Origin of the sequence: Psychrobacter proteolyticus, assembly GCF_003350005.1 — a bacterium.
Lineage (GTDB): Bacteria > Pseudomonadota > Gammaproteobacteria > Pseudomonadales > Moraxellaceae > Psychrobacter > Psychrobacter proteolyticus.
This window is the reverse complement of sequence record NZ_QLKS01000002.1, coordinates 626,006-641,509: the sequence shown is the minus strand read 5'-3', so window position 1 is coordinate 641,509 and position 15,504 is coordinate 626,006. Positions and strand designations below refer to the sequence as shown.

General features: G+C 43.4%; 9 protein-coding genes. 3 read left to right on the top strand and 6 right to left on the bottom strand.

Translation table 11 applies throughout. The features are described from left to right. The 3 genes from DXK30_RS07120 to DXK30_RS07110 all read right to left on the bottom strand — a co-directional run. Window positions 1-425 (bottom strand): ESPR domain-containing protein (locus DXK30_RS07120; RefSeq protein ID WP_205350691.1); only part of this gene is annotated, 425 nt, incomplete at its 3' end. A gap of 365 nt (window positions 426-790) precedes the next feature. After that, window positions 791-2,428: a sensor histidine kinase gene (locus DXK30_RS07115; protein ID WP_114701095.1), complete on the bottom strand. Its 1,638-nt coding sequence runs from the start codon at window positions 2,426-2,428 to the stop codon at window positions 791-793. A 14-nt stretch (window positions 2,429-2,442) separates the two neighbouring features. Next, window positions 2,443-3,129 carry a response regulator transcription factor gene (locus DXK30_RS07110; RefSeq protein WP_057759848.1) on the bottom strand — a complete coding sequence of 229 codons (687 nt, stop codon included), beginning with the start codon at window positions 3,127-3,129 and terminating at the stop codon, window positions 2,443-2,445. Window positions 3,130-3,500: 371 nt separating this feature from the next. Between DXK30_RS07110 and DXK30_RS07105 the strand changes: the two genes are divergently transcribed. Beyond that, window positions 3,501-4,028, top strand: a complete 528-nt coding sequence (locus tag DXK30_RS07105; protein WP_227670820.1) for a Spy/CpxP family protein refolding chaperone — start codon at window positions 3,501-3,503, stop codon at window positions 4,026-4,028. Window positions 4,029-4,176: 148 nt separating this feature from the next. Here the strand turns inward: DXK30_RS07105 and DXK30_RS07100 are convergent, their stop codons facing one another. Further along, the gene (locus DXK30_RS07100) at window positions 4,177-5,763 is read right to left on the bottom strand and encodes a hypothetical protein (protein WP_114701093.1); all 1,587 of its coding nucleotides are present in this window, start codon (window positions 5,761-5,763) and stop codon (window positions 4,177-4,179) included. 55 nt (window positions 5,764-5,818) lie between these two features. Continuing rightward, the gene (locus DXK30_RS07095) at window positions 5,819-7,903 is read right to left on the bottom strand and encodes a hypothetical protein (RefSeq protein ID WP_114701092.1); all 2,085 of its coding nucleotides are present in this window, start codon (window positions 7,901-7,903) and stop codon (window positions 5,819-5,821) included. 339 nt (window positions 7,904-8,242) lie between these two features. On the opposite strand from DXK30_RS07095, the gene ggt reads away from it, so the two are divergent. Next, window positions 8,243-10,192 (top strand): gamma-glutamyltransferase, encoded by a 1,950-nt coding sequence (gene ggt, locus DXK30_RS07090; protein WP_114701091.1) that lies wholly within the window; start codon window positions 8,243-8,245, stop codon window positions 10,190-10,192. A 97-nt stretch (window positions 10,193-10,289) separates the two neighbouring features. Here the strand turns inward: ggt and DXK30_RS07085 are convergent, their stop codons facing one another. Beyond that, the gene (locus DXK30_RS07085; protein WP_114701090.1) at window positions 10,290-11,420 is read right to left on the bottom strand and encodes a restriction endonuclease; all 1,131 of its coding nucleotides are present in this window, start codon (window positions 11,418-11,420) and stop codon (window positions 10,290-10,292) included. A gap of 337 nt (window positions 11,421-11,757) precedes the next feature. Here DXK30_RS07085 and dnaE point away from each other — a divergent pair, with 337 nt between their 5' ends. After that, window positions 11,758-15,477 carry a DNA polymerase III subunit alpha gene (gene dnaE / locus DXK30_RS07080; RefSeq protein ID WP_114701089.1) on the top strand — a complete coding sequence of 1,240 codons (3,720 nt, stop codon included), beginning with the start codon at window positions 11,758-11,760 and terminating at the stop codon, window positions 15,475-15,477. Window positions 15,478-15,504: the final 27 nt, after the last annotated feature.

Genomic DNA, 15,504 nt, shown 5'->3' with positions numbered 1-15,504 from the left:
TTATTTCCGTTATTTCCGTTATTTCCGTTATTTCCGTTATTTCCGTTATTTCCGTTATTCCCGTTATTCCCGTTATTCCCGTTATGACCATAGCCATTGCCGTTTCCATGGCTATCATGTCCAACTCCATTGCCATTCCCATGACTATTATGACCATTACCTATCGCCTGATAGCTGGTGTAGTAAACGTTATTAGAATAGCTAAGTTCTGCATTCGCCTGCATGCCAAAGCCAGCAGCTAATAGCCCAAGTGCTATTGTGCTGAGGCGTAATGTATGGATAGCGGACAGGTTAGACGTTGTACTGATGGAAGCGTTAGAGCTAACGCTAGATTTGGAAGACTTGCCACGTCCCTTCGCATATTCACTAACAGCGGTAAAACAACGTAAGGCTTCATTCCAGATAACTTTATAGATGCGGTTCATGATGTGTACTCCCTTACAGACTTGTCAGATTTAAAAAATCAGAGATAAGATCTATTTTCAGAGAGACGATGTGACAAAATAAAACGGGTTATAAGCTTATAATGATGAGACCTTGTTTAGATAGCAGTTGTGTTAGTCCTTAAGGAATAAGACGTTTTGTTTTGTATAACCTTTATCACCCTCTGCATATATTAGTATTACCGAATATATGCAGAGTGACAATACCGTTAATCAGCATTTTAATACCTTTCGTCTATTATATTCATATAAACGAATATATAATTTCATTTTTACCTATTTATAATAAATTACGTCGTTTTTAGAAAAAGTTAGCTTTTGTCTATTACTCAATAACTTCTCTTTTTTTATCTGTTGGGTAGCACTATTTGAACCACCAACCCTTGAATACCGTCTTGGCGGTTATGAGCATTAATATATCCTTTATGCGCCATGACTACAGCATGAACAATAGCCAATCCAAGACCATAGCCGCCAGTATCACGATGCCGAGCAGTATCAAGCCGCACAAAGGGATGGAAAATACGTTCTAAGTCTTTGTCTGCGACACCGCCGCCTTCGTCTGTTATATTAATTTGAACGGCTGGTGCCTCATTGTCCATCTTGATTGCTTTGATTTCCGCAATCACTGTCGAACCCGCTGCTGTGTGCATAAAGGCATTGCGAATAACATTTTCAAGTGCACTATACAACTGTTCTGCATTACCTTGGACTGTCCAAAATCCTGCCAAATCATCTAGCGCTGAGGCTACAGGCGGTTGCCATTGCCAATGCACGTCTTTATGTTGAAATTCAAAGCAGACATCCTCTCCGATATTACTAATGGTGTCGGATATATCGACTGCCTCACTCTCCAAATTATCGACGGTATATTGCTGCATTTGTAGAGACTGAATATGAATGATTTGCTCAATTAGCTCATTCATTCGTGTAGATTCTTTATCAATACGGTCCAGATAACGATTGGCATTGGGCGCAAAGTCTCGAGTAAGCTCAGTCGCTACATCCAGACGAGCAAGTGGCGAACGCAGCTCATGTGAGATATCACTGAGCATTTGCTTACGTGCCAGCTCACTGTCAACCAGTCTGGTCGAGAGATGGGCGACGTCTTTGGCAAGTAGCCCCAACTCATCATCGCCCATCTTGGACAGTTCTGGATTGGCTTGATAATTACCATCAATCATACGGTGTACGGTATTTTGTACACGGCCAATCCTCTGGGTTAGCGTACGACTGAGCCATATGCAGACCAGTACGCTAAAGATAACGATCAATAGCAAACGTATTGGGAAATTACCGTGCTGTATCTCTACCACGTCTGAAAAACGTAGGTGCGGACGCAACTGTATGATGATTGACTGACCATCAGGTAACTCAACAGACATGTCGGCCAGTTCAGGACGAGTATCGATATCAGCTACTGCGGCACTACTTGCCGTTCTTGGCTTTAGGAATTTTTGCCAAAAAGACGGCTCATCTTTTGGTATCTCATTGTCGTGTTCACGCAGTCTATTGTCAGCATTGCGGCCTTCTACACCATAAACGTTATTCTCTAATCTAGGTGGTCTAGGCGACACTGGTCGCACCGGTTGTATCGCACGATCCATTATTTGCCGACCACTTTGCAGTTGTCCTTGCGCCCGATCGTCTTTGTCACGGTAACGCGGGAATATAATAGCGCCATGCTCATCATAAACTCTGATTTGATTCATCAGCTGGCGGTCTTGACGATACATCTGCCTGACAGAGTCTACATCACCAGCCCGTAGCGCCGCGACCATCTCTTCACGCTTTATCAATAGACTATCGATTTGTACATCCATACGAGAGGTCAGCTCTTTTTCAGCCAGCCAGCGCTCTACCACGATAGACAATACAGAGGTGATTAAAATCGTCAGTAATAAGCTCAGAAACATACGCCAAAACAAGGTAATGCGCACCTTAAACTTAGGTGCTTTTTTGAGGGTCTGCTCAGAAGCTTTCATCGATATGTCCGTCATTACAGCACCAGTTGATAACCTTTACCACGCACCGCTTTTATTGGTTCATCGTGGAAAGGTTGAAGTTTTTTGCGTAAGCGAGATACATGCACATCAAGGCTACGGTCAAATGGCTGCAACTCACGCTGCAAGACATTTTCTGACAGCCATGCTTTACTCACCACTTCCCCTTTTTGTTTGAGTAAGGCAACAAGTAGATCAAACTCTGTACCAGTGACTTGTAGCGTTACCCCATCTATCTGACAGGCGCGTTGGTTTTGATCGAGATGCAAACGACTCTCTGGCAACGGAGTATGCTCTGATGCGGTCGTATTGGTACGTTTAATCACTGCATTGATACGCGCTAGCAGCTCTCGAGGGTTACAAGGTTTGGTGATATAGTCATCGGCCCCAAGCTCTAGACCAATAATACGATCAATCTCCTCCCCTTTCGCCGTCAACATAATGACAGGAATATCAATAATATTTGGTAATTGACGCAGCACACTTAATCCATCCAGTTTTGGCATCATAATATCGAGTACGAGTAAATCATAGACCGTATCTTCGTGTGCTACTGCCTTGAGTCTTTGTATGACTGCTGCACCATCATGTACGCAGTCACAGCGAATGCCGTGATTGTCCAAGTACTCTTGCAATAACTGAGTTAACTCTTCGTCGTCATCACCTATCAGGATGTTTGGCATACTTCTCTCCTTTAATTTTTATTTATCTCTATTCAATCCAATCACTCTATAATAATCATGGCGCAAATAAGTCCGCATACAAGTGTCATTTTGATATGGTTAGCAAGATTGTCGCTGTGGCATTTTTATTGTCGGTAGACTGTAGTTAACCATATTATCAGGCAAGCACTTACCAATTCACCAGAAACGTTACCTTTCTTAATACTTCATAAATGTTCGTAACCTTTAACTGTCGTAATATACTCCTATCAACAGCAAGTATTGCATTTCTAAGATGGCTGACCATAACGAGCGATAACGTTCAACAGATGCTACTTGCGAGATAAAAATTTAGTGTTTATCAAATCAAACTCAATGTAATCAAGGATATTATGATGAAAAAATTACTATTAGGTTCAGTATTAGCAGCGTCTAGCATATTTACCGTGACCGCTTGCACCAGCGTTAACGCGACTACTGATACAACGCCAACTGCACAAATGCAGAAGAACCACAAAGATGGCATGAAAAAAGGTGAGATGAGAGGCCCAATGTCAAAGCTGGATCTAACAGCGACACAGCAAGCGCAAATCAAAGCCATCATGCAAAACAAACGTGGCGATCGCACTGCTGACCGTGCAGAGCATCAAGCAGAACGCGCGCAAATGGATCAGCAAATACAAGCGTTGACCAATGCCAGCACTTTGAATACTACTGCTTTAAACCGTCTGGCTGATCAACAAGCAGCAAAAGAAAAGCAACGCTTTATCGAACGTGTACAAACCCAACATGCCATCGCTCAAGTGTTGACTGCTGAGCAACGTGCAAAGATGGAACAGATGAAATCAGAGAGACAAGAAAAAGGTCGCAAGCATTCAAAAGACCTTAAAGGCCATGACAAACAGCATCAAGGTATGTAATAAGCCACTCCGGAAAAGTGTTATTTTACCTAGCTGTATACGTATAAAATGAAAAAGCGCGCCGTTAATAGGTGCGCTTTTTTAATGCAAAATTATCTTGTTCAAAAACTAATAATGTTTTCTATTTACTCATTAACACTCTAATCAGTTACTCAACCGAACCAAAACGCTCTCTGACCATCGGCAACATGTTAAATACCATTTTACCTACTGCCGTGCCATTACCATCTTGGTAATATTGCAGCAGCTCTGGAGCATACTTTCGTAAATCAATGCTATTGCTAGCGTTTGGCGTCTGCACATTGCTTGGTAGGTTAGGAAACGCTAAGTCCTTAGTACTAATAGCGGAATACTGCTGCAACACATCTATCCTCATACCTTTGTCATTATTCGCTTCGCTAGTATTATCTAACTGACGACGTAAGTGCTCCCATTTGAGTTGACCACGTTTATCAAACCCGTACAGTTCCTGTACTTCTGTATTGGCAACGACCTCACCTGTAGCTGCTTCCTCATTCATTTGATCTTTTATCATAGCCAGTATTTTTTGTACAATAGATTTACTGGTAAATGCCTTTGGATTTTGAATCGACTCAAACGCTGTCATCGGTTCGGGTTCTTGTACCAGCTCTGGGTATTTTTCACTGATCCGATTGTAGAAAATTTGCATATATTTCTGTTGCGACGCTTGATAATCCTCAAAGCGTTGTACTCGGCGAATGATTTGATCACTTGGTAACATAGCCGATAACTGGTGCGCGGGCAGCTTTGGAGACAGTGATGCAAGTGAGTTAGGGGCAACATAATTAAATTGGCTGACAGGAGCCGCGTCATAAGTCGCATCTAACGCCGCAAAGTGGCTTTTTATCACTTCACCACCAAATCCTTTAGGCAATGTACCATCATCAATGGCTATTTTTAACCACTTGTTTTGCCATTTTGTACCGAGTTTATCGTCTAATAATTCTGAGTTTAGAATCGCAAAATTATCTGCCCATAGGTAAATATCACCGTTTTTAAAATCCATATAAATAGGCTGATTGATACTGCTGTGATGATTACGTGCTTGATATTGCGCACTAGCGAGCATCGTAGCCTTGCCTGCCATCGGTTGATAGATCCCTTGAGAGTCGATAGAAAGCGGCTTTAGTAGATACTCATCTAATAACTGTGCTTTCTTCCTATCTAACGGTCTTTGTTTGTCCTCATAATTATCAAATAGCGCTTGATAATCTGGTGCTACTTTTACATCGCTATCGTATTGATGGTCATTCCATGCATGATAGGCATCTACGCACTCAAAATACGACTGCCTTATGCTGTCACGCTTAGTATCGTAATCCATCGCTAAGATATCTTTGTTTTGCTGCTCTGCTTGCAGGATTAGAGCGGCGTACGCTTGGTCATGCGCCTCTTCGCAATGTTCATCTACATAGTCTGATGCCGCCATTTTCTTAGTACTAGTATCAGTATCTGTAAATTGTTGGTTATTGCCAACCTCAAGATTGCTATGGTAGCTAAATGACTGACGACGCTGTTTTTGTAGTGCTGTTTCTAGTGTTTTTTTGGCAACGCTAGGCGCTTGTTTTACAGCCACCGTATTGGACTGGCCCAAACTGGTAGACTGGCAACCTGTTAACAACAGCGCCCCTGTCAAAAATGCGCTGGTGACTAACAGATTGTTTTTAGTCTTACATGGCAGACGTTGTGCAATGGTGTGAGGTACTTTTTTCATTTTTTATCCTTAATAGATATGAGCGTAAATGCAATAAGATAATGTCATTTGACTTCTATTTTTCATTCATATCATCTTGAGCATCGTCAACTCGGCTCTCATCGACAGCGTCTGCGCCATTGTCATTATCGTTATCGTTACCATACTCATCACTGCTATAAGCACCCTCGACACCGTTATCTTGATAGTCGTAGCGTGCATAGCGGGCCGTTTGTAATCTGTCTTTTTTCGCGCGCTGCGTAGCTATCCATGCATTGCCATCGATAGGAGGCTTAGCGTCTGGACCAAAAGACTCAGCAAGCAGTGGTGTCAAAGCATGACGGTTGAAACTGGCTTTATCGTAACGTACTTGGTTTAGCATGGTTGTGGTCGACCCCATAAAATCACTACCGATATTGACACGTTGCTGCTTGGCTAGCAGTCGATCTGAGCTGTCTAAGTAATAGTAGTTGATTTGATTGAACGAGATAGGACCGATAGCTTCAATCAGCTGCAATAGCGAACCGACATCCGCGCTTTGATAGCCTTTATTGTATAACTGCACTTTAGCAAGTGCTGTCTTTAGTGCGGCACCATCAGGATATTTATTTGGATTGGCATCTACGTATTCTTGCAGTGATTTCGTCACATATTTGAGCGTCTTACCAATCATTTCACCGCTTTGCTGGCTACCAAAATAGACTTTTACGGCGCGAGTCGCACCGACTTCTTGGGCAAACGCGTCAACACTGATATCTACTGCGCTAAAATGCTCGGGCGCGAGCTCAGCCATGCTGCTCTGTATCGCATTGAGCACCGCATCGTAGAGCACCGCTGGTGGCAACTGTGCCGTGACACTTTCAGGCAAACCAAAGCGCACCGTATGCGAGGTCATCTGTGATGGTAATGGCGTATTCTCAGGGTTAACAAGTGCAACAATCGGCATGATGGCCGATGGATCTACTACGACACTGCTATTATTAAAATCAAATGCTAACGGTATCTGTATCGATGAGCTAATCGTTGGTGTGGCGTAGTCGTAGCTATAGATGCTTTGTAGTTGGCGCTGCTTGGGACGGTATTGACTGACACTATTGAACGTTAGATGCTCATACTGATAAGCATTGGATGCAGCTATTTGCTCAGGAGTGCGGTGGAATATATCAAGTATGTTGCCAATCATACCTGTAGATGACATTAGTAGGCTGCCACGATTTACCGTCTCTGTCTTAGCTTGCTGTTTTGCCATTTGCATGGCTTCATACTTTGCAGCCATTGATTTGGGACTTAACCCTGACATCCCTGAGAGCATACTTTCACCACCGCTACTGTATTCATCATAATTATCATAGTCGTCACTACTGTAATTATCGCTGCTATAGTCATCTGCTGTATCGTAAGCATACTCGTTCTCGCTGTTGGTATCACTGCTCGTCGGCTCATTCTCCCCCGCTTCAGCCAATATAGCTGCAATAGCTCTTCTTTCTGCTTCAGCTTCTGCTCTAGACTTATCGTAATCACTAGGATAGTCGGACTCTATCGAATCTTTTGCGTCATCATAATCGTTATAGTCATCATTGTATGGCTCATCATCACTTTCGCTATATGCACCTTCAGGCTGATACACATAGGTTTCTATGATCGTTCTGAGCAAGCTACTCGATCCTGCGTCGATACTATCTGGGTCAATGAATGGTGCTGAGCGATAATTGGCTGTGGCGACTGCGACATGCTCGGTCGCCAAGTGTTGACGAATGGCTGCAAGCAAGTGTGATTTGGCTTGGTTTTCGGTATTTGGATACTTCTCTTGATCAAACAGCTGCTCATAACGCGCGGCCTGAGCATTTTGACTGGCAGTAAAGGCTTGACCCTGACGTTGGCTCTGCGCGGCATCTGCAACACTAAAGTCCATCATGGTACTAGAGACGCTGCTATTCGACGGCAGATTGGAAGATGAGCTAGCTGGAGTTGATTGGCAACCTGCGAGTACAAGTGAAGCACTACCAACTATCAAGGCGATAGAAGTCAATTTACCGGTTGGATATAGATGACTGTTATTGTTTTTACCATTATATTTTTTATGATCAGTGTTAGATGAATAAGCAGGCGCAGTCTCAGAGTAGCGCTGTCGATTGCGGTTATTAATATGGTGTGATGACATAGTAATCTCTTTGTATAAATAGACAGTCGATAATGAGTGTACAGTGGTACCGTTATTTATATCACAAGACGTTACAACTTAGTAATATTAGCGAATATTTTTAAAGGATTTCTTCATTCATAAATAATTTTCTCTATATAACGGCTGTCTTATCAGTAGCTTCATTTACTTGAAAATTAGCCTCGTTTATTTGAAATGTAGCTGATACAGCCAAGCGCTATAAAAGCGTACACCACAAAAGATAATAAACAACTTTCTACTATTTCATATTTTCGTTACTATTTAGGCTTATCTATTTCTTAGCTCTATTCTCTCCACTCGCGTAAAAAGGACTTTGCGATGTCACAGTTATTATCTCGCCACCATCGAACCGCTCAGCAGCGTAAACCAAAAATTAATACCTTACTCAAATCTAGCGTCGTGCTCATTACCAGTACGCTACTACTATCTATATCCGCACAGGCTGTAGAGCCAACGACCTCAACAAGTAACGCCACGGTCAACAATACATCAATCAACACCAGTGCCATAAACTTGGCCATCATGGCTGATAGTCCAACGGTATTATCTGAAACCAAGCGCATCACGCGAGCGAAGACCAATACCCTTAACACCACATATAGTAAAGCCAATAGCGACCAAGCTATTTACTCTGAAGACGCCATTCATCATCCAGTTTGGGCGAAAAACGGCATGGTCGCTACCCAAGAAGCGCTTGCTTCTGACATTGGTCTACAGATTCTAAAAGATGGCGGTAATGCAGTAGATGCTGGCGTTGCAGTGGGTTTTGCCCTAGCAGTAACCTTGCCGCGTGCGGGTAATATCGGTGGTGGCGGTTTTATGATGATTTATGATGCCAAGCAAGGCAAAACGGTGGCGCTTGATTACCGTGAAAAAGCACCAAGTAGCGCCTCACGCGATATGTACCTCGATGAAGCAGGCAATGCGGTCAGCGACTTATCTCGCTATCATGGCTTGGCAGTTGGCGTACCAGGGACAGTAGCAGGACTACTAAAAGCATTAGAAGAGCATGGTACGATGAGCCGCGAGCAAGTTATGGCACCAGCGATAGCACTGGCTGAAGACGGCATAGAAGTCACCGCTGGCTTGTCAGAGTCACTCACGGCGTTGAGTGATCGCTTACAGAAATGGCCAAGTACCAAAAAAGTGTTTTTTAAGCCTGATGGCAGCGCTTATCAGCCGGGTGAGCGGTTAAAGCAGCCTGAGCTTGCTCGTTCGCTAAAGCGGATTGCGGTACAGGGTACCGATGGGTTTTATAAGGGTGAGACCGCTCAAAAACTGGTCAAAGCGGTTAATGAAGCAGGCGGTAGCATGAGCATGCAGGATTTGAGCGATTATGAAGCCATCGCGCGCGAGCCTGTCAAAGGCGACTACCGTGGCTATGAGATTGTCTCAATGCCGCCGCCCTCCTCTGGTGGTATTCACATCGTGCAGATTTTAAATATCTTAGAAGGCTATCCGCTCAAAGACTACGGACAAAACAGCGCACAGACTATTCACTTAATGGCCGAAGCGATGCAGTTGGCTTATGCAGATCGAGCTGAGTATCTGGGAGATGCTGACTTTATTGACGTCCCTGCCAGTGGCTTAACGTCACAAGCCTACGCAGATAAACTGCGTACGTTGATTGATCCCAATAAAGCCACGCCAGCAGCCACTATCAAAGCAAACAATCCTCTGCCGTACGAGAGTGATCAGACTACGCATTTCTCTATCGTTGATAAAGATGGCAATGCGATAGCCAACACCTATACGTTGAACTTCTCTTATGGTACTGGTCTCGTTGCGGATGGCACAGGCATTTTGCTCAACAATGAAATGGATGATTTCTCTGCCAAACCGGGCGTACCAAATGGCTACGGCTTACTTGGTGGCGACGCCAATGCGGTGGAGGCCAATAAGCGTCCACTGTCTTCTATGAGTCCGACGCTCGTGTTCAAAGACAGCAAACCTTATATCGTTACTGGTAGCCCAGGTGGTAGCCGTATCATCACGACTGTCACTCAGATTATCTCCAACGTCATCGACCATGATATGAATATCGCTGAGGCAACACATGCGCCGCGTATCCACGATCAATGGCTACCTGATGAGATTCGAGTGGAAAAAGCACTGAATAGTGATACCGTGAAAAAGCTCGAATCAATGGGTCATACCGTCAGTCCAAAATCCGCGATGGGATCTACGCAATCGATCATGCTCACACCAAACGGCGTTTATGGATCGTCTGATCCACGCATTGTCGATGCGGCGGTGGTTGGTTATTAAATTATGAATACCTGTCTCTAGTCATTATAAAGAAGCTCTACGTGTTGCTATAACTCATAGAGCTTTTCTTGTATAAATAAGTAAATACTGACCTGTTTTAATATAGCTTAATTCTTTCAAAAAAATCATTATCTAATAATAATTTTGGTCTGGCATTCACCTCTTTTAAACCGACTTTATGTTGCATCATTAACTCGATCAAGTTCATTTGATCAATGAGAATAAGACTGTGCGAATCAGTCGAATTAGCATAGTCTTGAGCAGGCTTAGTAAAGCTTGTGGTAGTAATAAAGATGCCATGATGATTGGTTTTTTGTGGAGGATATGCACCTATGAAATTTCTCAAGTCGCCATTAGATATATTATTGCCATTACTATAGAGCTTGGCCTGTATATAATAATTGTGCACCTCACCATCTGGAAAGTCCTGAATAATTAGTCCATCAATACCATTATCGTTAGACCGCCCTGTATGACGAGATGTTAGATTACTTTCAGGACTTTCTATCTCCAAGGATCTCTCAATTAATTTCAAACAAAACCATTCAAACTGTAAAGGTGATAAGCTTTCAAGTTGAGCCATGATCATATCAGGCGTCACTTTGACAAAATCATTACCAACAGCAGCATCTGCATAATTATTCATAAATATAGAGGTTCGACGTTTAGTTTCGTCAATCAAATGACTAATAAGTGCGTCACCATTTTTGCCATAAGCAGCAATATTAACTTTTTGCAAATCAGCAAAAGATTTGCTATCGAAGCGTTTAAAGTTAGCAATATAATCACCATTTGGTATTCCTTCACCAATATATTGATTAAAATTATTACCCGCTAGCCAAAAATAAACTTTACCGAAAGGGTCTAAACGTATGATATTTTTAGGCGTTACTTTCTCATCGAAAGTAATAAAATTGGCAAAGTTCTGATTTAGATTAGGAATCAAACTAAATTTATCTTCTTTAACCAAGCCCATTGCAGATAAGCATACTAAGATCAAATCAATAATTTCGTCGTAGCAAGGCGAACCATCATGACATTCATGGCGTATATCGTAATTACTCATATAGTTGATTTCTTTATGATCATTTACGATTTGCGCTAATTTCTCAAACTCTCTGTAAAATACAGTGCGCCCAATAGTATTTCGCGTACTTAAATTTTTTATAGTTTGTATTCCAGCATTTAACATGTCGCCAAATGCAGGCAGCTTAGTAATATTACTCATAGTATTATCGTCTTTTTTGATTGCGTGAATAATATAGTGAAATCGGCATAGCATTACAATTATTTAAAAACAAATGTTTATGCTAACAACTATTGAGAGAAAGCGCAGCAAAATTTCATATTAATAAGTAAGAAAAACAAATCCTCTCACGCAGATTAAACCCTTTGAACCTGTGGCTGTCTGCGGCAAATAATGCTATTATTGACGACCCCATTTAAAACGTATCAATATGGCTATCGAGGTCTTATTCGCCTCTAGATAACAGCATAATTGATTGATAATAATCAATTATTTTATCGCTAGCTTATTTCTTTGATCGTACCAGTAAGAGTCTTCTATGGCATTTGTACACCTTGGCATTCACAGCGAATATTCCATCACCGATTCTATCGTGCGTATCAAGCCGCTGGTAAAAGCTGCTGCGGCTGATAATCAGCGTGCGTTGGCATTGACCGATTTGTCCAATTTATATGCCACGGTGAAGTTTTATCGTGCCTGTTTAGGTGCTGGTATCAAGCCTATCATTGGCAGTGAAGTCATCATGGATAATGAAGACACACGGCTCACCCTACTTGCGATGAATAACGAAGGGTATCAAAATATTACCCGTATCGTATCGCTCGGGTTTACCGAAGGTCGCGCTGATCCTGTCAATCATGGCACGCCAGTTATCAAGCGCAGTCATATCTTAGAGCATGCAGCAGGTGTGATTGTACTGCTCACAGAAAAGTCAGACGTGGGTCAAGCATTGGTCGGCTCGATGCCAGAAAAGGCCGATGAACTACTTACTGAATGGCAGTCAAAATTTGATGATCGTTTGTACTTTGCGATCAAGCGTACCAATCGTTCAGGCGAAGATGCTTTTATTAGAGCAGCCATCCATTCAGGTGCCAAACACAACATCCCTATCATTGCGCATAATGACGTGCGTTTCTTAGAGCAAGATGATTTTGATGCTCATGAAGCCCGCGTTTGTATTGCAGGCTCTTATGTCCTTGCTGATCCAAACCGTCCGCAGACTTACTCGGATGAGCAGTATCTAAAAACCCAAGCTCAGATGGAGCAATTATTTGCTGATATTCCGCAGGTCATTGACAATACCTTGCGCCTCGCTACACGCTGCAACGTTACCCTAACGCTTGGTATTAACGTCCTACCTGATTTTCCTGTGCCTGAAGGCGAGACGATTGAATCGTTTTTCCGTGCCGAGTCAATGCGAGGTCTTAACAATCGATTAGACAAACTGTTTCCGGTTGAGGAACGCAGCGATAACTGGAGCGACTTTCGCCAAAAATATGATGAGCGCTTAGAATACGAGCTAGAAGTTATCTTATCTATGGGATTCCCAGGTTACTTCCTAATCGTCATGGACTTTATCCGCTGGGCAAAAGCCAATGGCGTGCCAGTAGGCCCTGGACGTGGTTCTGGTGCAGGTTCATTGGTCGCATACGCATTAAACATTACCGATCTTGACCCGATTCATTACGATCTATTATTCGAGCGCTTCTTGAACCCTGAGCGGGTATCGATGCCCGATTTCGATATCGACTTTTGTATCGAAGGTCGTGACCGCGTCATTGATTATGTCGCGCAAACCTATGGTCGTGATGCCGTATCGCAGATTATTACCTTTGGTACTATGGCCGCAAAAGCGGTTGTGCGTGATGTGGCACGCGTACAAAGCAAATCGTACTTTTTGGCTAATAAAATATCCAAGCTGATTCCAAAAACGCCTGGCATCACACTGAGCCAAGCGCTTGAGCAAGAACCACAGCTCAAAGACTTGATCTCTAATCCTGATAATATGGATTATGAAGATGCCATTGAGATTTGGGAGATGGCGATTAAGCTGGAAGGTGTCTGTCGAAACGTCGGTAAACATGCCGGTGGTGTATTGATTGCTCCGCACAAGATTACTGACTTTAGTGCCATTTACTGTGATGATGAAGGTCACCGCGTCAGCCAGTTCGATAAAGACGATGTAGAAGCTGTCGGTTTGGTGAAGTTTGACTTTTTGGGTCTACGCAACTTAACCGTCATCAACGCAGCGGTTGAAAATATCAATTTGCGCCGTGCAAAAGAAAACGTACCTGCCTTAGTTTTAGAAGATTTGCCGCTAGATGACAGCAAAGCCTATAAGCTGCTACAAGATGCCAAAACCACGGCGGTCTTTCAGCTAGAAAGTATGGGCATGAAGAAGTATCTTGCTAAACTGCAACCGACCAACATCGAAGATGTTATCGCCATGTGTGCGCTGTATCGTCCCGGCCCACTCGATGCAGGCATGGTAGAGATGTATATCGACCGTAAGCATGGTCGCGAAGAAGTCATTTATGACCATCCCAATCTTGAGCCGATTTTAGAGAACACCAATGGCGTTATTGTCTATCAAGAACAGGTCATGCAAATCTCACAGGTGATGGCAGGCTATAGTTTGGGCGGTGCAGATATGCTACGCCGTGCGATGGGTAAAAAGAAACCTGAAGAGATGGCAAAGCAGCGCGATATTTTTGTCACTGGTGCCACCTTACAAGGCATTGATGAAGTCACGTCAGGCGGTGTGTTTGACTTGATGGAAAAGTTCGCAGGTTACGGTTTTAACCGCTCGCATTCTGCGGCTTATGGCGTATTGGCTTATCAAACGGCCTACTTAAAGCAATACTACCCTGCTGAATTTATGGCAGCGGTCTTAACTTCAGATATGAACAACACCGACAACGTCGTGTTCTTTATCAATGACTGCCGTGAAAACTTTGGGTTAACCGTAGTCAATCCTTCGGTCAATCGTAGTGAATGGCATTTCGTTGCCGATACTCCGACCAATATCATCTATGGTCTTGGTGCAATTAAAGGCGTGGGTGAAGGTGCGGTAGAGTCTATCGTAGATGCACGCCGCCGCGAAGGTCCTTTTAAGGACTTGTATGACTTCTGCCGCCGTGTTGACATCAAAAAAGTCAATAAGCGCACCCTTGAAGCGTTGGTCAGTGCTGGCTGTTTTGATGACTTTGCTGCCACGCTACGACCTGACTTGCCAGCCGATGAAGCTTACGAGATTCGTGGTGCTTTAATGAGTCAATTGCCAAGCGCCGTACAAGCCGCTGAGCAAGATCGTCAAAACCGCGAAATCGGTATGATGGATTTGTTTGGTGAAATGGACGGTGTGGTCGCAGCGCCGCCGTTAGTCATGACGCCAGAACTGATTTGGGGTGACAAACACCGCCTAAAAGCTGAAAAGAACACCTTGGGACTGTACTTAACGGGACATCCAATCAATGAGTATTTGGATGAGCTCAAACGCTATACCTCTGGTGCACGTCTCGATAAGTTAACCGATACTGGTTATAACGGCAGCTGCTATTTCTCGGGGCTTATCATAGATATGGCCAACTTTGGTAATCGCAACGTGATTACTTTAGATGACGGTACATCGAGACTCGAAGTCAGCTGCTACGCTGAGCGTTTTAATCGTGTCAAAGAGCAGTTGAAAATCGATGAAGTTGTCATCATCAAAGGCAGCATCCGTGAGCGTGATGGACGTTTGTTCGCACGTCTTGATAGTGCCATGAGCATGGTAGATGCCAGACTACGTTGGCTCAAAAAAATCAGTATCAAAGTCCATGGTAGCGATATTGACCTACTTACACGCTTGCAACCATTACTCAAATCCGCACAGGCTGGCATTATTCCCGAGCCGCGTCTGGCTTATAACCAAGAGCAAGACGAGCAAGGTAGCAGCAGTAGTAATGTCTACGACCCTGCGATGGGTGGCAGCTTGTATGATGAAAACGGCAATGATTTATTGGCATTAGAGAGCGACATTAACCATGACGTGGCCAATCAAAACGGTATGTCAGCCAGTTATGCCAATAATGCCCTAAGTAATACTGACGCTTCTATCAATGATAACTGTCTGCCACTTGGGCTAAGCATTTATGAGGTCTATGGCATCGCCAATGTTGGACTGTCTGAGCACTGGCGCGTTTACCCAAATGACGACAACCTTCAGACATTGAAGACTTTGGTCAGTGAAGAGAACTTACATTTCCATTACAGCTAAGACGTACATTACGTTTTAAAAATTCAT

What these genes read in the sequence shown, in the direction of transcription:
- DXK30_RS07115 (WP_114701095.1), bottom strand. Translation starts at nt 2,428, where the DNA reads ATGAAAGCTTCTGAGCAGACCCTCAAAAAAGCACCTAAGTTTAAGGTG.
- DXK30_RS07110 (WP_057759848.1), bottom strand. Translation starts at nt 3,129, where the DNA reads ATGCCAAACATCCTGATAGGTGATGACGACGAAGAGTTAACTCAGTTA.
- DXK30_RS07105 (WP_227670820.1), top strand. Translation starts at nt 3,501, where the DNA reads ATGATGAAAAAATTACTATTAGGTTCAGTATTAGCAGCGTCTAGCATA.
- DXK30_RS07100 (WP_114701093.1), bottom strand. Translation starts at nt 5,763, where the DNA reads ATGAAAAAAGTACCTCACACCATTGCACAACGTCTGCCATGTAAGACT.
- DXK30_RS07095 (WP_114701092.1), bottom strand. Translation starts at nt 7,903, where the DNA reads ATGTCATCACACCATATTAATAACCGCAATCGACAGCGCTACTCTGAG.
- ggt (WP_114701091.1), top strand. Translation starts at nt 8,243, where the DNA reads ATGTCACAGTTATTATCTCGCCACCATCGAACCGCTCAGCAGCGTAAA.
- DXK30_RS07085 (WP_114701090.1), bottom strand. Translation starts at nt 11,420, where the DNA reads ATGAGTAATATTACTAAGCTGCCTGCATTTGGCGACATGTTAAATGCT.
- dnaE (WP_114701089.1), top strand. Translation starts at nt 11,758, where the DNA reads ATGGCATTTGTACACCTTGGCATTCACAGCGAATATTCCATCACCGAT.